Consider the following 19,384-nt stretch of genomic DNA (forward strand, 5'->3'; position numbering starts at 1 on the left):
TCAGCCCTTGAGGCCGCCGGCGGTCAGACCGCTCATGATGTTCCGCTGGAAGAGCAGGAAGAGGATCAGCGTCGGCACGGACGCGATGGTCAGCGCGGCGATCAGCTGGTTCTGCGGGACACCGTTGGACAGCGAGTAGATGCCCACGTTCAGGGTCTGCTTCGCCGGGTCGGGCAGCGTCAGCATCGGCCACAGGAAGTCCTTCCAGACACCGACCACCGCGAAGATGGAGACGACGCCCAGGATCGGCCGGGAGATCGGAAGGACCACCGAGCGCAGCGTGCGCAGCGACGAGGCGCCGTCGATGGACGCCGCGTCGAGCAACTCCTGCGGGATCGAGTCGAAGAACCGCTTGAGCAGGAAGATGTTGAAGGCGTTCGTGACGGACGGCAGCCAGATCGCCCAGGGGCTGTTGAGCAGATTCCGCTCGAAGATCGGCACGTCGAGGACGGTCAGGTACTGCGGGACGACCAGCACGGTCGCCGGGATCATCAGCGTCGCCAGCATCATGCCGAGGATGACGTTCCCGAACAGCGGCCGGAGCTTGGAGAGCGAGTACGCCGCTGCCACGTCGAGGACGAGCTGGAAGGCGAGCGCGCCGAACGCGTAGTAGAGGGTGTTGAACAGGAGCTTGGCGAGGTCCATGACCTCCCAGGCCGCCTGGTAGTTCTCCGGGTGCACGCTGTCGGGCACCAGGGTCGGCGGGGACTGCACGATCTCGGCCGTCGTCTTGAGCCCACCGGTCACCATCCAGTACAGCGGGCCGAGGAAGACCAGCGTGAACAGGGCGAGGGTGACGCCGAGGACGGTCCAGTAGAGGATCTTCCCGCGGCGCCTGCCGAGCTGGGCGGGGGAGATCAGGGTGCGGGGGCGCATCGAATCGGTGGCCATCGGACGCGGTCTCCTCAATCGTCCTGGGAGCGGCTGAGTCGCACGTACACCGCGGAGAACGCCGCGAGCAGGACGAGCAGGACGAGGCCGAGGGCCGCCGCGCCGCCGTAGTTGTTGAAGTTGAAGGCGTACTGGTAGATCAGATAGACGACGGTCGTGGTCGAGCCCTCCGGGCCCGCGCCGTTCGTCAGCAGGAACGGCTCGGTGAAGACCTGCATCGTCGCGATGATCTGCATCAGGAACATCAGCGAGAGGATCAGCCGCGTCTGCGGGATCGTCACGTGCCAGATCTTGCGCCACAGGCCCGCGCCGTCCAGCTCCGCCGCCTCGTACAGCTCGCCCGGGATGCCCTGGAGCGAGGCGAGGTAGATGAGGGTCGCGCCGCCCATGTTCATCCACGTCGCCGCGACGACCACGGACAGCATGGCGGTGTCGGTCGACTGGAGCCACTGCTGTTCCGGGATCCCGAAGACGCCGAGGATCCGGTTGAACAGGCCGTATCCGGGGTCGTAGAAGTACTTGAACAGCAGGACCGAGGCGACTGGTGGCAGCATCACCGGCAGATAGACGAGCAGCCGCAGATACCCCTGGCCGTGCCGGAACTCGTTCAGCAGGACCGCCACGAGGAACGGGACGGCGAAGCCCAGGAGCAGGGCCAGGGCGGTGAACAGGAGCGTGTTGCGCCACGCCTGCCAGAAGGCCGGGTCGTGGAGGACGTACGTGAGATTGGACCAGCCGGCCCAGGTGGTGCGGCCGTCCTTCGTCTTCTGGAAGGCCAGCAGGAACTCCCTGACCATCGGGTACCAGGAGAAGAAGGAGAAGCAGAGCACCGCGCCGATCAGGAAGCCGTGGGCGGAGACATTGCGTTTCACGGCGCGCGCGAACGAGCCGCCGGAGGTGGTGCGTGGGTGCTTGCGCTGAGGTGGTGCGGACTGCCGGGGCTTCGCGGGCAGCGTCGGGGCCGACATGGTCACTCCTCGGATCACAGGTGGCGGCGGGACGTCCTACTGGTTGGCCAGCACCTGGTTGACCTGCTGCTCGGCGGTGGACAGGAGCTTGTCGACGTCGGCGTTCCTGTTCGTCAGGACGCCCGACATGACGTTGTCGAGGACCTTGTAGACCTCCTGCGCCTTCGGCGGCTCCGCCTTGCCGCGCACCGGGTTCGCCATGAACGGCTCGAAGTTCCGTACGGGCATGGTCGCGTTGTTGGTCCGCGACTGGAGGTCGTCCGCCTTCACGGCGCCGGTGAAGAAGTTCGGCTGCGGCAGGCCGACCGGGAGCTTGTCCTCCTTGGTCCTCGCCCAGTCGAACTGGCCCTTGCCGGGCGTGAGCGTCTTGAAGTTGAGCCAGGCGATGGCGGCCTTGATCTTGTCGGGCGAGGAACCCTTCTTGATCATGTAGTCGTTGCCGCCGAACAGGGTGGCCTTGCCGCCGGGGATCGGGCCCATCCCGAAGTTGTCGTAGTCGGCGCCCAGTTGCTGCACCATGTACGTCACGTCGTCCGGCGCGGCGAGGAACATGCCGAGCTTGTCCGACGCGATCTGCTTCTGGAGGTCGCCCCACTTCAGCAGCTGCGTCCTGCCCATGCTCTCGTCCTTCCAGCGCATGTCGTGCAGCTGCCGGGCGATCCGCCTGCCGGTGGCGTTGTTGAACGCGGCCTTCGTGCCGTCGGGGGAGACGACGTCGCCGCCGAGCCCGTACATCGTGGCCGTGAAGTGCCAGCCGCCGGTGTTCTCCGCGCTGTACTCGCCGTAGCCGGCGACGCCGCCGCCGAGTCCCGCGATCTTCTTCGCGGCCGTGCGCACCTCGGCCCAGGTCGTCGGCGGCCTGTCGGGGTCGAGTCCGGCCTTCTTGAAGAGCTTGCGGTTGATGAGCAGGCCCATCGTGTAGTTGCTGGTGGGCAGGCCGTAGAGCTTGTTGTCCTTCTTCAGCGCGCCGAGCACGTTCGGGTCGATGGAGTCGAGCGCCGGCACGGTCTTCTTGGTGACGTACGGGGTGATGTCCTCGGCGCCGTCGTTGTCGAGCACCTGCTGGAGATCGGTGAAGTAGGTGTAGAAGACGTCCGGCTGGGACTTCGCCTTGAGCGCGGCGGTGAACCGGGCGGGCTCCTCGCACTGGCCCGCGGTGGACTTCCCGTCGATCGTGACGTTCGGGTACTTCTCGTTGAACGTCTTGACGTCCTCGATCCACTGCCGCCGCTCGGCCGCCTTCGCCTTCGGCGGCATGCAGTCGATGGTCAGCGAGACCTTGGTCTTCGGGTCGAGCGGCGCGGAGGCGTCCGCCTTCGTGCCCGCGCCGCCCGCCCCCTCACCGTTGTCGGAGCTGCTGGTGCCACAGGCCGCGAGCGAGGCCAGTGCGAACGCGGTGACGACGAGCGTCACGGAAGTGCTTCTCATCGGTGGGTCCCCTCAGGGCCTGAGCCTGTGCAGGCAGGAACGTGGAGGCCCGCGGCACCCCCGGTCGTGGGACCGGGGGTGCCCGAGCGAGCCACACTCAAGCACCGGCGACCGAGGGGCGCAAGATGTCGCGCGTATTCCGCAAAAAATGAACAGGCGGGCGGGTCGGGGGAGTTCGGGCCGTGGCCTACGACGCCGCGGGCGGCGGCGCCGTCGAGCCGCGCACCACCAGCTCGGGCTCGAACAGCAGCTCACCCGGCGGCACCGTGCCGCCCTGGATCTGCGCCACCAGCAGCTCGACGGCGGCGCGCCCCATGGCCTCGATCGGCTGGCGCACGGTGGTCAGCGGGGGCTCGGTGCAGTTCATGAACGCGGAGTCGTCGTAGCCCACCACCGAGATGTCGCCCGGCACCGAAAGGCCCGCGCGGCGGGCGGCCCGCACCGCCCCGAGCGCCAAGGGGTCGCTTGCGCAGATGATGCCGGTGACGCCCCGGTCGATGAGCCGGGCGGCCGCGGCGTGCCCGCCCTCCAGGGAGAACATCGCCCGCTCCACGGCGGACGCCGGCAGCCTGCCCTCCATCGCACGGGCGGCGGACAGTTTGCGCTGCGAAGGGATGTGGTCGTCGGGGCCGAGCACCAGACCGATGCGCTCATGGCCGAGCGACGACAGATGGCGCCACGCCTGCTCCACGGCGACCGCGTCGTCGCACGCCACGCACGGGAAACCGAGCCGCTCGATGGCCGCGTTGACCAGCACCACGGGCACCTGGCGTTCGGCGAGCCGCTGGTAGTGGCCGTGCTCCGCGTCCCCCTGCGCGAACAGGCCGCCCGCGAACACCACGCCGGACACCTGCTGTTGCAGCAGCAGCTCGACGTAGTCCGCCTCGGAGACGCCGCCCTTGGTCTGGGTGCACAGCACCGGCGTCAGGCCCTGCTGGGCGAGCGCGCCCCCGATCACTTCCGCGAACGCGGGAAAGATCGGATTCTGCAGTTCCGGGAGGACGAGGCCGACCAGGCGGGCGCGTTCGCCGCGCAGCTGGGTCGGCCGCTCGTACCCGAGGACGTCGAGGGCGGTGAGCACCGACTGGCGCGTCGCCTCCGACACCCCTGGCTTGTTGTTGAGCACCCGGCTGACCGTGGCCTCACTGACCCCGACCTTCTTCGCCACCTGAGCAAGTCTGCGCGTCATGGAGCGCAAGATTAGCGCAAGAACTTGCGGTCGGTTTGCGTGAAGGAGACATCCACGAAGACCTTCACCGCATCATGCTGTGTCGAGGCCACGGTCGCCGGTGAGGGTGCGTCAGCCGAGCACCTTCTCCTTCACCAGCTCCAGGATCCGCCGGTCCTCGTCCGGGCCGAGCCAGGCCTCCGGGGAGCCCGGGTAGCTGTCGAACAGGATGTGCGTCGCCCCGAACTCCTCGAGCGTGGCCACGTCCCGCTTGATCTGCTCGATGCTGCCGTGACCCAGCGGACGGTCGTCCGACTCCGGCAGCTCACCGATCATCAGCTGGATGCGCGGCGCGAACTCCGGCACGGGACGGCCGGCCTTCTCCGCCTCCTCGGCCACCCGCGGCAGCTGCGCGCGCAGCTTCGCGACCGTCGGCATGAACGGGTGCCAGGCCTCACCGAGCCGCCCGGCCCGGCGCAGCGCGGCGGGGGAGTCGCCGCCGACCCACACCGGGACGCTGGGCGCCGTCGCGGGCGCGGGACCGGTGCGCACGCCCTCGAACTCGACGTACTTGCCCTTGAAGGTGCACGGGTCCTCGGTCCACGCGGCGCGGATCGCCGTGAGGTACTCGTCGGTGATGGCGCCGCGCTCCTCGAACGGGACGCCGAGCACCCGGTACTCGGCCGCGGACCAGCCGACACCCGCGCCGAGGATGAACCCGCCGTCGTTCAACTGGTCGACGTTGGCGGCCAGGCGCGCCGTGTGCAGCGGATGACGGTAGGGGATCACCGTGATCGTGGTGCCGAGCGTCAGGCCCGGCACCCGGCCCGCGAGGTGCGCGGCCAGCGTGAACTGGTCGTAGAACGGGGCCGGGTACACGGAGTGCACGTCCGGGGTGACCACGATGTGGTCGGAGATCATCGCGAAGGTGTAGCCGAGGTCCCGGGCGTCCGTGGCCTGCCGGACCAGGTGCTCGGGGGTCATGCCGGAGCCGAAGTTCAGAAGATTTACGCCGTATCGCATACGGCGAGTCTCTTTGATCTTGAGGCCCGGAGTCGAATTGCCGTGCGAACCAGGCGATTCCGGGCCTCGCGGCGACGACGACCGCGCGGGCGCGCCTCGGTCAGCCGTGCGGGACGATCGCGACCGGACTGGTCACATGGTGCACCACCGAGTGCGCCGTGGCCCCCAGATGCGGCACGCCGGTCCGCCGCCCCACCACCGTCAGGCTCGCCCCGGTGGCCGCCTTGAGGAGATGGTGGCCCGGCTGCCCGTACACGAGGCGCTCCTCGACCGGCACCTCCGGATACTTCGAGCGCCAGGCCCGCACCGCCTCCGTCAGCGCCCCGCGCAGCCCGTCCTCCTGGCGGGCCGCGTCGCCCGGCCGCGCCCCGCCCGGCTGGATCCCGCGCAGCGGCGGCAGCGACCAGGCGTGCAGCACGTGCAGCGGCGCTCCGCGCAGGGCGGCGGCCTCGAAGGCGTACGAGAGGAGTTCGTCGGCGGGGGCCGTCACGTCGAGGCCCAGGAGCACCGGCCGGAAGTCGGCGCCCTGCCGTTCGTCCTCGGGCAGGCCACCCGCCCGTACGAGCACCACCGGGCGCGTCGACCGGGCCGTGACCGCGAGGGCGACCGAACCGACCAGGAAGCCGGAGTAGCCGGTGAAGCCCCGCGAGCCGAGCACCAGGCTCTCCGACTCCTCGGCCGCCTCGAGCAGGGCCGTCACCGGCTGGTCGGCGCGGCGCCTCGCGATGATCTCCAGAGCGGGATGGGCGTACGAGAGTCGGAGCGCGACCACGTCGAGCACGCCCCGGCCGGGCAGATCGACGTCGGGGACGCGGGGCGCGGGGCGCTCCGTGCCCGACGCCTGGACGAGCCGCAGCGGCAGCCCTCGGCGCAGCGCCTCGCGGGCCGCCCAGTCCGCGGCGTGCACGCTCTCGCGCGAAGCGTCCGTCCCGACGCTCAGGACGCGGCTACTGGTCATGACGGGAACCTCTCCATGACGGTGACGCGGATGGTGTGCCTCCGGTGCGGGTTCCACGCCGGGCGGTGGTCACTCGTGTGGAGCACGGCGGGATCGGCTGCTCGCGTACCCCGGTTGCCGGGACCCTCCCACCGGCCCGACCTGCGCGGGGAGAGGCGAACCGGCCCTCGGCGGTGGGCCGTTCGGCCCCTGTGCCGGGCCGCCCGTCCGCGCGAGCGTGGGCTTACTCTGGCAGGGAGGTGACGATGACGACCTGCAAGAAGCTCAGGCAAGCCAAGGGCAACCCCCTGCGGCGCGGGTCGGACGCGGTCGAGGGGTGGGCGGCCCTGCTGCTCGGACTGCTCGCCCTCCTGGTGGCGCCCGCCGCGGGCGCCGCCGCGGGCTGGGCCGCCCACGCCGACGCCGCCGCGCACGCCCGCGTCCAGGCGGCGCAGCGCCAGCAGGTGCGGGCGGAACTGGTCGAGGACGCCCCGGACTACGTGCCGTCGTCGAGCGGCGTGCAGAACACCGTCACCTACCCCGTCAAGGTGCGCTGGAGCGACGACGGGCGGCACACCGTGGTGCGGACCGTGCCGGTGTCCGCCGGGCTCGACCGGGGCGACCGCGCCACCGTGTGGCTCGACCAGCGGGGCCGTGTCACCACCGAGCCGTGGGGGTCGGAGGCGATCTGGGCCCGCGCGCTCACCGCAGCCTTCCTCGTGACCGCGACCACCGCGACGCTCGCCCTGCTGACCCGGTTCGCGCTGCGCCGCGTGCTCGACCGGCGCAGGCTCGCCGACTGGGAGCGCGAATGGCGCCGGGTGGGTCCGGAGTGGAGCCGGCGGCACGCGTAGCGCCCGCTCGCTGCTGATACCGAACGGGCGCAGCGGGATCCGCAAAGCACCTGCTCAGCGAGCCGACAGGCCCATCGCGAGAGCCGACAGGGCCCCGCGCGGGAGCCGTTCGGCCCCTGGGCCCGCGGGCGGCGGACCGTCATGGTCGAGGTATCGCAAGGACGCGGTCCGTACGACGCGATGACGCCGCCGGAGCCCTCGCTCCGCCGACAGCCGGGCCCCGGCGGCGACCACCCCCACGAGGGGCGCGCCCCGGCCGCCGTCCCAGCCTCGGAAGGAGGCCGCCCATGACGACCACGGCACCACGGATGAGTCAGACCCTGCCCGAGGAGTACCGCGGCCGGCTGATGCGCTTCGCCCGCGACGTGAGCTTCCCGGAAGGGGCCAGGCTCTTCGACGAGGGCTCGCGCGCCGACCGCTTCTGGCTCCTGCGCAGCGGCACCGTCGCCCTCGACATGCGCGTGCCGGGCCGCACCGCCCCCGTCGTCGAGTACCTCGGCCACGGCGAACTCATCGGCTGGTCATGGCTGTTCCCGCCGTACGTGTGGCAGCTCGGCGCACGGGCCGAGACCCGGGTCAGGGCCCACGAGTTCGACGCGTTCACGGTCCGCCTGCTGTGCGCGTCCGACCCCGGCCTCGGCTCCTTCGTGGCCCAGTGGGTGGGCGGTGTGCTCGCCCACCGCCTCAGCGTCACCCGCACCCGGCTGCTCGATCTGTACGCGCCCTACGGATCGGGGGCCGCCTAGCACCGACGACGGGCCCGCCAGGGCCGGTGGAACGGTACCGTTCGGCCCTGGCGGATCAGTCCCGCCGGCCTCAGGATCTAGACGGGTTCGCATCCAACCGTCTGGGAACACCGCATCCGAGGGGGCCGCATGCCACAGCCACGTACGTTCTCCGCGGACCGGCCCATCCGCATCCTGCTGCTCGACGACCACGAAGTGGTCAGGCGCGGCCTGCGCGACCTCCTCGGAGCCGAGCCCGACATGACGGTCGTCGGCGAGGCCGGCACCGCCGCGCAGGCCCTCGCCCGCGGACCCGCGCTGCGGCCCGACGTGGCCGTCCTCGACGTGCGGCTCCCCGACGGCGACGGCATCACGATCTGCCGCGAACTGCGCGTCCTCATCCCCGACGTGAGCTGCCTGATGCTGACCTCGTTCGACGACGACGACGCGCTGCTCGACGCCATCATGGCGGGGGCGGGCGGCTATGTGCTCAAGCAGATCAAGGGCTCCGACCTGGTGTCCGCCGTGCGCACCGTCGCCGCCGGACAGTCCATGCTCGACCCGGCCACCACCGCCCGCCTCATGCGCAGCCTGCGCGGCCCCGAACAGGGCGGGCGGAACGGCTCGAACGAGGAGGCGGCCGCCGGCAAACCCGTCGCCGAGGGCGTCGAACTGACCGAACGGGAGCGGGACATCCTCGCGCTCGTGGGGGAGGGGCTCACCAACCGGCAGATCGGGGGACGGCTCTTCCTGTCGGAGAAGACCGTGAAGAACAACATCTCGCGCCTCCTCGCGAAGCTCGGCGTCGAGCGCAGGATCCAGGCCGCCGTGATCGCGACGAAGCTGCCGCAGGACCGGCCCAGGTCCTGACCGGGCGCGTCAGGCCTGCTGCGCCGGCGCGGTGAGCGGCACCGACCACTCCAGGAGCGTGCCGCCGCCCTCGCACGCCGTCACGGACAGCGTGCCGCCGCGCCGCGCCGCGCGCGCGGCCAGATTGGCGAGCCCGCTGCGATGCCCCTCGGCGGCCTCCGGGATCCCCGCCCCGTTGTCGGAGACGGTCAACGTCAGCGTGCCGCCGCGCACCACGAGGGCCACGTCGGCGGACGTGGCGCGCGCGTGCCGGGCCACGTTCGTCAGCGCCTCGCCGAGCACCGCCAGCGCGTCGTCACCGAGCGGCCCCGGCACATCGGCGTCGATCAGGCCCTCCATCCGCAGCGACGGAGTGAACCCCAGGACCTGCGCGGCGTCCTCCACGGCCCGTACGACCCGGATGCGGAGCCCCGAACCGGTGGGCGGCCCGCCGTGCTCACGCAGACCGAAGATGGTCGAGCGGATGATCTTGATGGTGGTGTCCAGGTCGTCCACCGCGCGCAGCAGCCGCTCCGACGCCTCCGGGTGCTGCACGAACCGCTGCGCGCTCTGCAACGTCATCCCTGTCGCGAACAGCCGCTGGATCGCCAGGTCGTGCAGGTCGCGGGCGATCCGGTCACGGTCCTCGAGCAGGCTCATCTGCTCCGCGTCCCGCCGCCGCTCCGCGAGCTCCAGCGCGAGCGCCGCCTGCCCCGCGAAGCCGCCCAGCGGTATCAACTCGGCCGCGGAGAACGGCGGATGCTCGGCGCGGCGTGCCAGCATCAGCACCCCGCGCACCCGGTCCGCCGTCCCGATGGGCACCGCCACCGCGGGTCCGAGCCCCTCCCAGCGGTCCGGCTGGTACGTGATCCGGGGGTCCTTGCGGATGTCGTCGGAGGTCACCAACTCGCCGGCCTTGAGCGCCGTTCCGGAGAAGGTGCCCTCACGGGGCAGCGTCACGTCGTTGTGCGCGCCGGCCCGGGCGCCGAGCGCCAGCGTCTCGTGCAGCAGATCGTCGCCGGGCACCAGGAGCGCCACCACCCCGAGGTCCGCCGCGGTGATCTCCCGCGCCCTGTCCACCATCAGGCGCAGCACCTCGGCCTCGTCCGCCCCCGACAGCAGGCTCCCGGTGAAGTCGGCGCTCAGCTGCAGCCAGCGCTCCCGCAGCCGCACCTCCTCGTACAGGCGCGCGTTCTCGATCGCCACGCCCGCCGCCGCGCCCAGCGTCTGGAGGACCGCCACGTCCTCGTCGTCGAAGTCGCCGCCGCCGCGCTTCTGCGTCAGATACAGATTGCCGAACACGTCGTCGCGGACCCGGATCGGCACCCCGACGAACGTGTGCATCGGCGGATGGTGCGGCGGGAACCCCGCGGACGCCGGATGGTCGGCCAGCTCCGGCAGCCGCAGCGGCTCCGGGTGCCGGATCAGCTCACCGAGGAGTCCGTGCCCCGACGGCAGATCGCCGATCTCCGCCCGCAGCTCGTCGCCGATCCCCACGGGCAGGAACTGGGAGAGCTTGCGGCGGTCCTCGCCGATCACCCCGAGCGCCCCGTACTCGGCGTCCACCAGGACCACGGCCGCCTCCACGATCCGCCGCAGCACCTGCGAGAGATCCAGCTCCTGGCCCACCGAGAGGACCGCCTCGAGGAGGCCATGCAAGCGGTCGCGGGTGCGGCGGACCGCGCCGATGCGCACCTGGAGCTCTTCGAGCAGTTCGTCGAGCCGCAACCTCGGCAGTGGGCCCGACCCCCGTGCACCGTCCTCGGCCATCCGGCCTCCGTGGGGCCTCGGTTGAGGAGTGTCCTCGTACTCAAGGTAGCGGCTGCCCGCGCCCCTACGACCTGGTTCGTCACACCTCGGACGGCGGAACCCCGACGTCCGGGGCGGACGCCGCGTGCAGCGCGGCGATCTGGGAACGGGAGGTGAAACCGAGCTTGGTGAGAATGTGCTCCACGTGGGAGTCGATCGTCCGCTTCGACACCACGAGCTTGGCCGCGATCTCCCGGTTGGTGAGCCCTTCACCGACCAGCGCGGCCACCTGCCGCTCGCGCGGCGTCAGACCGTCCGTGGGGCCCGAGCGCTGCGGCGGCACATCGGGCGACGGCGCCGTCTCGTCGTCGAGCGCCAGATCCACCACCACGTCCAGCGGCAGCGTCGCGCCCTCCTCGAAGGAATGGTGGTACCCGTCGGCGCCCAGCACCGCGCGCGCCAGATCCGCCGCGTCCCCGTGCAGCTCGTGCAGGACCGGGATGCCGAACCTGGCCTCCTTGGCCGCCCGCCGCCACAGCGCGTCGGCCGCGCCCTGGAGCGTGGCGACCCGCTCGAACCGCCGCAACTGCGCCGCGTGCCAGGCGAGCCCCTCCATGCAGTGGGCGAGCCCCATCAGGTCGTGCAGCGCCGCCTTGCTGCGGATGCCGTCACGGGCGCACTCCGCCGACGCCTCGTGGTCCCCCTTGAGCCACAGACCGACGCTCTTGACCCACAGCGCCCAGCTGCGCGCCCACTGCTCGCCCGGGTGTGCGACGCCCCGCGCTAGCGAGTCGTCGCACCAGGCGATGCCCTTCTCGTACTCGCCCGACAGGATCAGCATGAACCCGCCGTAGAAGCCCAGCATCAGCAGGCCCGTGTCGTCGCCGAGCGCCGTCATCCGGGCCCGCGCCTCGTCGAAGTCGTCGGCGCAGCCCGCCATCTGCCCCAGGAAGTAGCGCCGGTGCGCCTGGAAGGCGAACGTCCACGTGGCGCCGATCCGGTCGCCGATCCGCTCGGCGACCTGCTCGGCCTCCTTCAACAGCGCCTCGTTCTTGCCCCGTTCCCCCTGGATGTCCATGTACCAGCTGATCAGCCACAGCGCCTTCACGCGGTGCGGCGTCTCGTCGCGGCAGCCGTCCAGGGTGCGGCGCAGCCAGTAGCGCCCCTCGGTGAGCAGGCCCGTCGCGTGCCAGTAGCCCCACAGCGCCGTCGCCATCTCCAGGCCGTCGCAGTGCAGCCGCGGCGAGGACACGCAGTGCTCCAGGGCGATCCGCACGTTCGCCTGGTCGCGCACCAGCGCCCGCAGCAGCGGGATCTGCGCGTCGCCCGTCCACTCCTGGTCGAAGGCGCGGGCCGCGTCGAGGAAGTACTCCAGGTGCCTGCGCCGCGCCCGCTCCTCGCCGCCGAGCGCGACGAGCTGCTCCATGCCGTACTCGCGGATGGTGTCGAGCATCCGGTACCGCGTGCCCTCCGGCGTCTCGACGCGCACCACGACCGACTTCTCCACGAGGCCGATCAGCGAGGTCAGCACGTCCTCCACCGGCAGGATCTCCTCGTCGGCGCACACCACTTCGGCCGCCTGGAGGCTCAACTCGCCCGCGAACACGGACAGCCGGGCCCACAGCAGCCGCTCCGCCGCCGTCGACAGGTCGTGGCTCCAGCCGATCGCCGTACGCAGCGTCTGATGGCGCGGAACCGACGTCCTGCGCCCTCCGGTGAGCAGCCGGAACCGGTCGTCGAGCCGCGCCAGCATCTCGTCGAGGGAGAGCACCCGCAGCCGGGACACGGCCAGTTCGATCGCGAGCGGGATCCCGTCGAGGCGCCGGCACAGCGCCAGGACGTCCGCCCGGTTGTCGTCGCTCACCGTGAACCCCGGCACGGCCGCACAGGCCCGGTCGGCGAACAGGGCCAGCGCGTCGCTGTCCCGCCCGGCGCCTGCGTCGCCCTCGGGCATGCTCAGCGGGCCGATCGAGAGGACGTGCTCACCGGGTACGTCGAGCGGCTGCCGGCTCGTCGTCACGATCCGCAACCGGGGCGCGGTGCGCAGCAGTTCGTCGCAGAGCACCGCGCACGCGTCGACCAGGTGCTCGCACGTGTCGAGCAGCAACAGCAGCTCGCGGCTCTCCAGGTGGTCGGCGATCACCTCGAGGGCGGGCCTTGCCGCCTGCTCCGGCAGGTCGAGCGCCGCCGCCACCGCGTTCGGCAGCAGCTCCGGGTCGTGCAGCGCGGACAGCTCCACGAGCCGCACCCCGTCGGCGAACGCGCCGCGCAGCTCGCGCGCCGCCCGCACCGCGGTCCGTGTCTTGCCGACGCCGCCGGGACCCGTCAGCGTGACCAGCCTGGCCCGCGTCAGCACGTCCGCGATCTGCCCCAACTCCCGGCGCCTGCCGACGAAACTCGTGGTCTCGGCGGGCAGATCGCCCGGCGTGCGCCGGGTGGGGCTGGTGTTCATAGGGGGACTCACCTCGTGCGGTGCGGACGGTGGCGGCTGCCGCCGCCAGGCTAGAGCCAAACGGCGGCGGAGGAGCCCCCTTCGCGCGACGTCCACCCGAACGGGAGGGCGGAGGGGGACAGTTGGCACATGTGGCGGGATTCGCCCGCGTACTTCGGGGAAACCGTCACACCGCGCGCCCGGCTGACTACACTTCCGGGAACGCCGCGGCCGTCGCGCCGATCATGTCGTGCCCCAGCTCGTCACGACCGGAGCCGATGTGTCCGGTCCGCCCTCCGGAAGGCCCTCATGACCCCTGGTCCGTCATCGCTCACCTCCACGCCCGAGACGTTCGGCACGCTCGGCGTCAGCGCCCGCCGGCTGGCGGCGGGCGCGCGGCAGGGCGACGCGGGCGGCGATGTGCACGGCGTCGTCGACACGCCGTTCGGGACCCGGCTGCTCATCGGCGACGTGATGGGCAAGGGCGCCGAGCTGGCCCGCACCGCGGACTCCGTGCTGCTCACCTGGCGCAGGCTCGCGCAGGTGCAGCGGACCCTGGAGGTGCTCGCGGTGCGGCTGCACTCGCTGGTCGCGCACTCCGAGGAGCCGGACCGGTTCGTCACCGCGACGCTGCTCACCGTCGCGCCCGACGGCTCGGCCGAAGTGGTCTGCTGCGGGCATCCGCCGCCCCTCCTGCTCCGGGGGCGGTCCGCGGTGCCCGCCGCCGTGCCCGTGCCCGCGCCGCCGCTCGGGCTGCTCGACCTCGCGCACGGCTGGTGCGGCGCGGAGCAGATACCCGCGACCGCCTGGGACCGCATGCTCCTGCACACCGACGGTGCCACCGAGGCCCGCGACGCGGACGGCGTGTTCTATCCGCTGGCCGAGCGCGCCGCCGAACTCGGCTCCCTGCCCCTCGCCCCGTTCACCGCCGCCCTCTCGGCGGACCTGCTGCATCACGCCGGAGGCCGGCTCCAGGACGACGCCACGCTCCTGGCCCTGGAGGCGACGGACTCCGCTTCGCCGGCCTGAATCCCGTTCGTCCGTACCCCGTTTGGGGGCCCCTGTGACAGGGGAGCCGGAGGGTGAGCCCGTGACAGCCGACGAGAAGGGAATGGTGGCTCGTGCTTCTCGCCCATCCCGCCCTGTTGACCGATCTGGTCCGCGAGTACGAGACGCTGAGCGCGCTCGACGCCGACGAAGGCGGACCCGCAGCGCAGCGCAGGCTGGACGACATCGGGTACAGCCTCTGCGTGGCCACCGGCACGAACGACGTGGACGCCGCGCTCGTCGCCGCCCGCCACCGCCTGCCCGGCGCCCGCGTCCACGACGACTCCCTGATCACCGCGCACCGCCACCGGACGGCACACCGGCGTCGGCACCGCTGAGGACGTCACACCGCCAGGACGCCGCGGCCCGTGGTCTGTTCCTCCAGGACCCGGAGGGCCTGCGAAGGGGACTTCTGCCAGAGCGTCGTGACCGGCTCCCACACCCGGACGCCGGTCGGCGAGCCGAGGGTCAGGGCCTGAAAGCTGCGGCCCTCGTGCTCGGGCACCGCCGCCACCGTCACGTACATGACCGCCGGCGCCTTGTCCTCGGCGTCCTCCGGGTCGGACACCGAGAGCACCGCCGCGTACGCCGTGTCGTGCGCGGCCAGGACGCGTCCGGCGTGCGGCACCGTCGGCAGCGGCAGCGCCGCCCCGTCCAGGTCGCCGTACGTGATGAGCGGGACGCGGTCCACGAGGCAGGCCTTCGAGGAGTCGTTGCGCACGCTCAGCCTGAGGATGTCGGCGTTGTCGTCGGAGGGCCGGGCGCGCACCGTCAGGTCGTTCTCGCCGCACCGGGGGAGGACCGTGGGCTTGCCCGCTGCCCCTGAGGCCGGTGCGGTGAGAACGGTCAGGGCCAGGGCGGCCACGGAGGCCGCCGCGGCCCGGTGCGAGAGACGGCTGACAAGGCGAGCGCGCATCGGAATTCCCCAATCAATGTCGGGTGAATGCGGCGGAACCCGGCATACGACCCTAGCGCGAAGATGTGACCGGAGGCACGTCCTGCGGTGGGGGATGCAGTGCGCGCAAGGTTTGCACAGTGTGCAAGAATCTCGTCCGTGACCGCCTCCCCGCAGCAGCCCAGCGCCCCCGCCGAGGGGTTGCGCGCGCGTCGGCGCCGCCAGACGCGCTCCGAGCTGCACGCGGCCACACTCAGCCTCGCCCGCGAGCACGGCTTCGCGCAGATCACGGTCGAGATGATCAGCAAGGAGGTCGGCGTCTCACCGCGGACCTTCTTCAACTACTTCCCCAGCAAGGAAGCGGCCCTCTTCGCCCTCCCCGGCACCGTCCCGCCCGCTCTGGCGGACCGGTTCGCCGCGGGGGAGGGCAGCGGGACCGACGCGGTCCTCCGCGACCTCGGCGACATCCTCGCCGACCACGTCCAGGAGGCCGCTCCCGAGCCCCGGGAGCTCGAGGACTCGCTGCGCATCGCGGAGGGCGTCCCCTCGGTCCTCGCCACCTTCCTCGCCCAGTGCGAGGCGGTCGAACGGGACCTCGCAGGGCTGATCGCCCGGCGCACCGGCACCCCGCCCGACGGCGAGGCCGCCGAACTGCTCGCCGGAGTTGCCATGGCGACCGTACGCAGCGGGATCAAGCGGTGGCAGCAGTCGAGCGACCACCACGAAGGACCCGCGGACCGCGTGCGCGCATCCTTCGACGCGCTCCGGGCGCTCCTGGGACCGGCCCCCGTGAAGTAGGCGCCCCTCCCGCGTGACCGACTCCCCTCCCCGCGGTCACCCACGCACCTCTCCCCGAACCCGCACCACCGAAGTACCCGTACGCGGCAACCGCTCTCGCCGCAGGGCCCGCCCTGTTCCACGCCACCCGCAACACCACATCGGAGAACACCGCAATGACGCACGCCCCCGCTTCCGAGGGCATCGACTCAGGACCCGACCCGGCCCAGGGGATCGAAGGGACCGACGAGAGCACCGTCAAGCCGCACAACTTCGGCCTGATCTTCGCCGCGCTCATGCTCACCATGCTGCTCGGCGCGCTCGACCAGACCATCGTCTCGACCGCCCTGCCGACCATCGTCGGCGAGCTCAACGGCATCGAGCACATGGCCTGGATCACCACCGCGTACATCCTGGCCGCCACCATCGGCATGCCCGTCTACGGCAAGCTCGGCGACCTCATGGGCCGCAAGAACATCTTCCTCGCGGGCATAGCCCTGTTCCTGGTCGGCTCCGTGGTCTGCGGACTCGCCCAGAACATGGGCACGTTGATCGCCGGCCGGGCCCTCCAGGGCCTCGGCGGCGGTGGCCTCATGATCACCTCGCAGGCGATCATCGCCGACCTGGTGCCGCCGCGTGAGCGCGCCAAGTACATGGCCCCGATGGGCGCCGTCTTCGGCCTGTCCTCCGTCGTCGGGCCGCTGCTCGGCGGCTGGTTCACCGACGCGCACTCCTGGCGCTGGGCGTTCTGGGTCAACCTGCCGCTCGGCGTCCTGGCCTTCGCCGTCGCCGCCGTCGCGATCAAGCTGCCGCGCAAGGCCGTCCAGGTCACCCTCGACTACCTCGGCACGGCCCTGATGGCTGCCGCCGTCACCTGTACCGTGCTCTTCGCGAGCTGGGGCGGCACCCAGTACGAGTGGTCCGACCCGCTGGTCATCGGCCTCGGCATCGGCGCCGTCGTCGCCTGGGTGCTGTTCTTCGTCGCGGAGAAGCGCGCCAAGGAGCCGGTCATCCCGCTGCACCTGTTCCGCTCGCCGATCTTCAACGTCGCCACCCTGCTCGGCATGATCGTCATCGGCCTCGGCATGTTCGCGATCGTCGGCTACATGCCCACGTACCTTCAGATGGTGTACGGCAAGACGGCCACCGAGTCCGGCCTGCTGCTGATCCCGATGGTCGTCGGCATCATGGGCACCGCCCTGCCGTCCGGCGCCATCATGTCGAAGACCGGCAAGTACAAGATCTACCCGATCGCCGGCACGCTCATCATCATGCTCACCGCGTACCTGATGTCGACGCTCGACGTGTCCGACCCGGTCTGGCTGGTGTGCGTGTACGTGGGCCTCGCGGGTGCTGGTGTGGGTCTGATGATGCAGACCCTGGTGCTCGCCGTGCAGAACGACTTCCCGGGCGCGGAGGTCGGCACCGCCACCTCCGCGAACAACTTCTTCCGGGAGATCGGCGCGACCCTCGGCACCGCCGTCGTCGGCGCCGTGTTCGCCAGCCGGCTCACCGACCAGCTCGCCGTGAACCTGCCGGCCGAGGCCGCCGCCAAGGTCGGCGACAGCGACTCGCTCACCCCGGCGCTCGTGCGCGCGCTGCCGGCCGAGCTGCGCGACACGGTCGTCAACTCCTACCAGGAAGCGCTCGTTCCGATCTTCCTGTACCTGCTGCCCGTCTTCGCGGTCGGCCTCGTCCTCGCCTTCGTCCTGAAGGAGAAGCCGCTGGCCGACAACGACGACTGGCACGCGGAGAACGCGAGCCCGGCCCCCGGCAAGGAGCCCGAGCCGGTCGCCTGACCCCCGTACGCACCGGTGCCCCGCCACGCTGTCGCAGCGCGGCGGGGCACCGTCGCATGTCGTGCCGGGTGCGTCAGTCGGCGTCGAGCCAGACCCCGTCCCGCATCAGGTCGCGGCCCGCCAGCTCGTTCGCCTCGCGCCAGGCCTGGATGCGCACGGGACGGATACGGAAGTACAGATACGGTCCGTCGGCCTTCCGCGGGTCGAACCCGGCGCCCGCCGCGAACGCGTCGCCGAACTCCCGCGACACCTCCTCCGCGGGCAGCGCCTCGCAGCGCCCGATGATGTGCACGACGTCCCGCGTCGGTCCGATGCCCAGGTGCACCTGCCCGCTCGCCACCAGATTCCGCGCCACCGGATTGGTGGCCCGAGTCGACACATAGACACAGTCGTCCCGCCACAGGAACGACAGCGGCATCATGTACGGCGCCCCGCCCTCCGGGCCCGCCGTCGCGACCCACGCGTCGACCTCACGCTCCAGCCGGTCGAGGGTGTCCTGCTTGCGCTGCTTCGCCGAACGGGGCGGCTCGACCTGCGTCATGCGTCTCTCCTCACGGGAACGGCGGGTGGCGCACCGGTCGGGGCGGGCGCCGCGTAGCAGCGTACGGTCACCGTCTCGCCCGGCGCCCAGACTTGGCGCCGTTCGGCGAGGAACGTCCAGCCGAGCCGCTCGTACAGGGCGATCGCCGCGGCGTCGGTGGTGACGACGTCGAGGACCGCCCGGCAGCCGCGCACTCGTGCCTCGTGCGCCGCCCGGTCCAGGAGCGCCGCGCCGCACCGGTGCCCGCGCGCCCCGGGAGCCACGAACAGCCGCCCCACCACCGCGACCGACTCGTCCGCCGGGACGAGGCCGGGAGCCGTGTCGCCCGCGCCGGGCGGCGTCAACAGGACGTGCCCGACGACCCGTTCGCCGAGGCAGGCCACCCACGCGCCGACCGGGTCGCCGCCGCGCAGCCACTCGACCGGGTCGGCGGGCCAGTTCGTCGGATAGCCGTCCGCGAGGTGCACGGCCCGCAGCGCGTCCGCGCAGGCCGCCAGGTCCTCGTCGCGCCGCGCCCTGACACCCGTACCGCCCGTACCGTCGTCCACACCCGCCACCGTTCCGCCGTGATCCCGTGAGCGGCATCGAACCACACGCGCTCCATGCGCTTGTCCGACCTCCCCGGCCCGATTAGCGTGCCGCCGTGGATCTCTTCACACGCTCATGGGCCGCTCTGCGCGCGGCCGTCGCCGACCTTCCCGAGGAGGCGTTCGCGCGGCCCTCGGGCTGCACCGGCTGGCTGGTGCGCGATCTCGTGTGCCACCTGGTCATCGACGCGCAGGACGTGCTGATCACCCTGGTCACGCCCGCGAGCGGCGAGCCGACCGTCGACGCGGCGACGTACTGGAACGTCGACAGCGAACCGCCGAGCGGACAGGACCCGCTCGACGCGCTGACCGTCCGCCTCGCCGCCGCCTACCAGGACCCGGCGCTGCTCACCTTCCACCTCGACGACGTCGGTTCGGCGGCGGGCCGCGCGGCCGAACTCGCCGACCCGGCCGCCCTGGTGAGCACGCAGGAGCAGGTCCTCACGGTCGGCGACTACCTCACGGCGTACGTCCTGGAGTGGACGCTGCACCACCTCGACCTGACCACCCACCTCACGGGCGTCCCCGGCCCGCCGTCGGAGAGCCTGGCCGGCGCGCGGACGCTCCTGGAACGCATCGCGGGCACGGCGTTCCCCGCGTCGTGGTCGGACGCGGACGTGCTGCTCGTCGGCACGGGACGGCGGCGGGCGACGGCGGGGGAGCGGGACGAACTCGGGGCGCTGGCGGGGAAGGTGCCGTTCGTCATCGGCTGACG

At 72.0% G+C, this 19,384-nt stretch carries 19 protein-coding genes; 8 read left to right on the plus strand and 11 right to left on the minus strand.

Annotation, left to right across the window (positions count from 1 at the left end; translation table 11 throughout):
- The 6 genes from ACTWJ8_RS38785 to ACTWJ8_RS38810 form a co-directional block, all read right to left on the minus strand.
- Positions 1-876: a carbohydrate ABC transporter permease gene (locus tag ACTWJ8_RS38785; RefSeq protein ID WP_443265124.1), complete on the minus strand. Its 876-nt coding sequence runs from the start codon at positions 874-876 to the stop codon at positions 1-3.
- Between the two features lie 29 nt (positions 877-905).
- A complete protein-coding gene (locus tag ACTWJ8_RS38790) occupies positions 906-1,859 on the minus strand; it encodes a carbohydrate ABC transporter permease (RefSeq protein WP_443262113.1) in 954 nt (317 codons plus the stop codon).
- Between the two features lie 36 nt (positions 1,860-1,895).
- On the minus strand, positions 1,896-3,287 hold the full coding sequence (locus ACTWJ8_RS38795; RefSeq protein ID WP_356384838.1) for an ABC transporter substrate-binding protein: 1,392 nt from the start codon (positions 3,285-3,287) through the stop codon (positions 1,896-1,898).
- A 187-nt stretch (positions 3,288-3,474) separates the two neighbouring features.
- Entirely contained in the window at positions 3,475-4,476 is a 1,002-nt protein-coding gene (locus ACTWJ8_RS38800; RefSeq protein WP_356384840.1) for a LacI family DNA-binding transcriptional regulator, read from the minus strand.
- 111 nt (positions 4,477-4,587) lie between these two features.
- Positions 4,588-5,478 (minus strand): TIGR03619 family F420-dependent LLM class oxidoreductase, encoded by an 891-nt coding sequence (locus tag ACTWJ8_RS38805; RefSeq protein ID WP_443262114.1) that lies wholly within the window; start codon positions 5,476-5,478, stop codon positions 4,588-4,590.
- A 100-nt stretch (positions 5,479-5,578) separates the two neighbouring features.
- Entirely contained in the window at positions 5,579-6,436 is an 858-nt protein-coding gene (locus ACTWJ8_RS38810; protein ID WP_356384845.1) for a universal stress protein, read from the minus strand.
- Between the two features lie 245 nt (positions 6,437-6,681).
- Here ACTWJ8_RS38810 and ACTWJ8_RS38815 point away from each other — a divergent pair, with 245 nt between their 5' ends.
- From ACTWJ8_RS38815 to ACTWJ8_RS38825, 3 genes are all read left to right on the plus strand, one after another.
- Entirely contained in the window at positions 6,682-7,269 is a 588-nt protein-coding gene (locus tag ACTWJ8_RS38815) for an Rv1733c family protein (protein ID WP_356384848.1), read from the plus strand.
- A 287-nt stretch (positions 7,270-7,556) separates the two neighbouring features.
- The gene (locus ACTWJ8_RS38820; RefSeq protein WP_356384850.1) at positions 7,557-8,015 is read left to right on the plus strand and encodes a Crp/Fnr family transcriptional regulator; all 459 of its coding nucleotides are present in this window, start codon (positions 7,557-7,559) and stop codon (positions 8,013-8,015) included.
- 129 nt (positions 8,016-8,144) lie between these two features.
- Entirely contained in the window at positions 8,145-8,864 is a 720-nt protein-coding gene (locus ACTWJ8_RS38825; protein ID WP_443262116.1) for a response regulator, read from the plus strand.
- A 9-nt stretch (positions 8,865-8,873) separates the two neighbouring features.
- Here the strand turns inward: ACTWJ8_RS38825 and ACTWJ8_RS38830 are convergent, their stop codons facing one another.
- Both ACTWJ8_RS38830 and ACTWJ8_RS38835 read right to left on the minus strand, forming a co-directional pair.
- Positions 8,874-10,613: a sensor histidine kinase gene (locus ACTWJ8_RS38830; protein WP_443262117.1), complete on the minus strand. Its 1,740-nt coding sequence runs from the start codon at positions 10,611-10,613 to the stop codon at positions 8,874-8,876.
- A 79-nt stretch (positions 10,614-10,692) separates the two neighbouring features.
- A complete protein-coding gene (locus tag ACTWJ8_RS38835; protein ID WP_443262118.1) occupies positions 10,693-13,044 on the minus strand; it encodes a helix-turn-helix transcriptional regulator in 2,352 nt (783 codons plus the stop codon).
- Positions 13,045-13,332: 288 nt separating this feature from the next.
- On the opposite strand from ACTWJ8_RS38835, the gene ACTWJ8_RS38840 reads away from it, so the two are divergent.
- Together ACTWJ8_RS38840 and ACTWJ8_RS38845 are read left to right on the plus strand one after the other, a co-directional pair.
- The gene (locus ACTWJ8_RS38840) at positions 13,333-14,052 is read left to right on the plus strand and encodes a PP2C family protein-serine/threonine phosphatase (protein ID WP_443262119.1); all 720 of its coding nucleotides are present in this window, start codon (positions 13,333-13,335) and stop codon (positions 14,050-14,052) included.
- Positions 14,053-14,144: 92 nt separating this feature from the next.
- Positions 14,145-14,408, plus strand: coding sequence for a DUF5133 domain-containing protein (locus ACTWJ8_RS38845; protein ID WP_356384865.1), 264 nt, complete (start codon positions 14,145-14,147; stop codon positions 14,406-14,408).
- Between the two features lie 5 nt (positions 14,409-14,413).
- Here the strand turns inward: ACTWJ8_RS38845 and ACTWJ8_RS38850 are convergent, their stop codons facing one another.
- On the minus strand, positions 14,414-14,986 hold the full coding sequence (locus tag ACTWJ8_RS38850) for a DUF4232 domain-containing protein (protein WP_443262120.1): 573 nt from the start codon (positions 14,984-14,986) through the stop codon (positions 14,414-14,416).
- A 138-nt stretch (positions 14,987-15,124) separates the two neighbouring features.
- Between ACTWJ8_RS38850 and ACTWJ8_RS38855 the strand changes: the two genes are divergently transcribed.
- Both ACTWJ8_RS38855 and ACTWJ8_RS38860 read left to right on the plus strand, forming a co-directional pair.
- A complete protein-coding gene (locus tag ACTWJ8_RS38855) occupies positions 15,125-15,763 on the plus strand; it encodes a TetR/AcrR family transcriptional regulator (RefSeq protein WP_443262121.1) in 639 nt (212 codons plus the stop codon).
- A gap of 155 nt (positions 15,764-15,918) precedes the next feature.
- The gene (locus ACTWJ8_RS38860) at positions 15,919-17,541 is read left to right on the plus strand and encodes an MDR family MFS transporter (RefSeq protein WP_356384874.1); all 1,623 of its coding nucleotides are present in this window, start codon (positions 15,919-15,921) and stop codon (positions 17,539-17,541) included.
- Positions 17,542-17,614: 73 nt separating this feature from the next.
- Here the strand turns inward: ACTWJ8_RS38860 and ACTWJ8_RS38865 are convergent, their stop codons facing one another.
- The gene (locus ACTWJ8_RS38865) at positions 17,615-18,082 is read right to left on the minus strand and encodes a pyridoxamine 5'-phosphate oxidase family protein (RefSeq protein ID WP_443262122.1); all 468 of its coding nucleotides are present in this window, start codon (positions 18,080-18,082) and stop codon (positions 17,615-17,617) included.
- Positions 18,079-18,630, minus strand: a complete 552-nt coding sequence (locus ACTWJ8_RS38870) for a GNAT family N-acetyltransferase (protein ID WP_356384880.1) — start codon at positions 18,628-18,630, stop codon at positions 18,079-18,081. The genes ACTWJ8_RS38865 and ACTWJ8_RS38870 overlap by 4 nt, the downstream gene beginning before the upstream one ends.
- 95 nt (positions 18,631-18,725) lie before the next feature.
- Between ACTWJ8_RS38870 and ACTWJ8_RS38875 the strand changes: the two genes are divergently transcribed.
- The gene (locus tag ACTWJ8_RS38875) at positions 18,726-19,382 is read left to right on the plus strand and encodes a maleylpyruvate isomerase N-terminal domain-containing protein (protein ID WP_443262123.1); all 657 of its coding nucleotides are present in this window, start codon (positions 18,726-18,728) and stop codon (positions 19,380-19,382) included.
- Positions 19,383-19,384: the final 2 nt, after the last annotated feature.

Source organism: Streptomyces sp. SDT5-1 (genome assembly GCF_052245995.1).
GTDB lineage: Bacteria > Actinomycetota > Actinomycetes > Streptomycetales > Streptomycetaceae > Streptomyces.

Coding starts and splice junctions, on each gene's coding strand:
- ACTWJ8_RS38785 (WP_443265124.1), bottom strand. CDS start 876: ATGCGCCCCCGCACCCTGATCTCCCCCGCCCAGCTCGGCAGGCGCCGC.
- ACTWJ8_RS38790 (WP_443262113.1), bottom strand. CDS start 1,859: ATGTCGGCCCCGACGCTGCCCGCGAAGCCCCGGCAGTCCGCACCACCT.
- ACTWJ8_RS38795 (WP_356384838.1), bottom strand. CDS start 3,287: ATGAGAAGCACTTCCGTGACGCTCGTCGTCACCGCGTTCGCACTGGCC.
- ACTWJ8_RS38800 (WP_356384840.1), bottom strand. CDS start 4,476: ATGACGCGCAGACTTGCTCAGGTGGCGAAGAAGGTCGGGGTCAGTGAG.
- ACTWJ8_RS38805 (WP_443262114.1), bottom strand. CDS start 5,478: ATGCGATACGGCGTAAATCTTCTGAACTTCGGCTCCGGCATGACCCCC.
- ACTWJ8_RS38810 (WP_356384845.1), bottom strand. CDS start 6,436: ATGACCAGTAGCCGCGTCCTGAGCGTCGGGACGGACGCTTCGCGCGAG.
- ACTWJ8_RS38815 (WP_356384848.1), top strand. CDS start 6,682: ATGACGACCTGCAAGAAGCTCAGGCAAGCCAAGGGCAACCCCCTGCGG.
- ACTWJ8_RS38820 (WP_356384850.1), top strand. CDS start 7,557: ATGACGACCACGGCACCACGGATGAGTCAGACCCTGCCCGAGGAGTAC.
- ACTWJ8_RS38825 (WP_443262116.1), top strand. CDS start 8,145: ATGCCACAGCCACGTACGTTCTCCGCGGACCGGCCCATCCGCATCCTG.
- ACTWJ8_RS38830 (WP_443262117.1), bottom strand. CDS start 10,613: ATGGCCGAGGACGGTGCACGGGGGTCGGGCCCACTGCCGAGGTTGCGG.
- ACTWJ8_RS38835 (WP_443262118.1), bottom strand. CDS start 13,044: ATGAACACCAGCCCCACCCGGCGCACGCCGGGCGATCTGCCCGCCGAG.
- ACTWJ8_RS38840 (WP_443262119.1), top strand. CDS start 13,333: ATGACCCCTGGTCCGTCATCGCTCACCTCCACGCCCGAGACGTTCGGC.
- ACTWJ8_RS38850 (WP_443262120.1), bottom strand. CDS start 14,986: ATGCGCGCTCGCCTTGTCAGCCGTCTCTCGCACCGGGCCGCGGCGGCC.
- ACTWJ8_RS38860 (WP_356384874.1), top strand. CDS start 15,919: ATGACGCACGCCCCCGCTTCCGAGGGCATCGACTCAGGACCCGACCCG.
- ACTWJ8_RS38865 (WP_443262122.1), bottom strand. CDS start 18,082: ATGACGCAGGTCGAGCCGCCCCGTTCGGCGAAGCAGCGCAAGCAGGAC.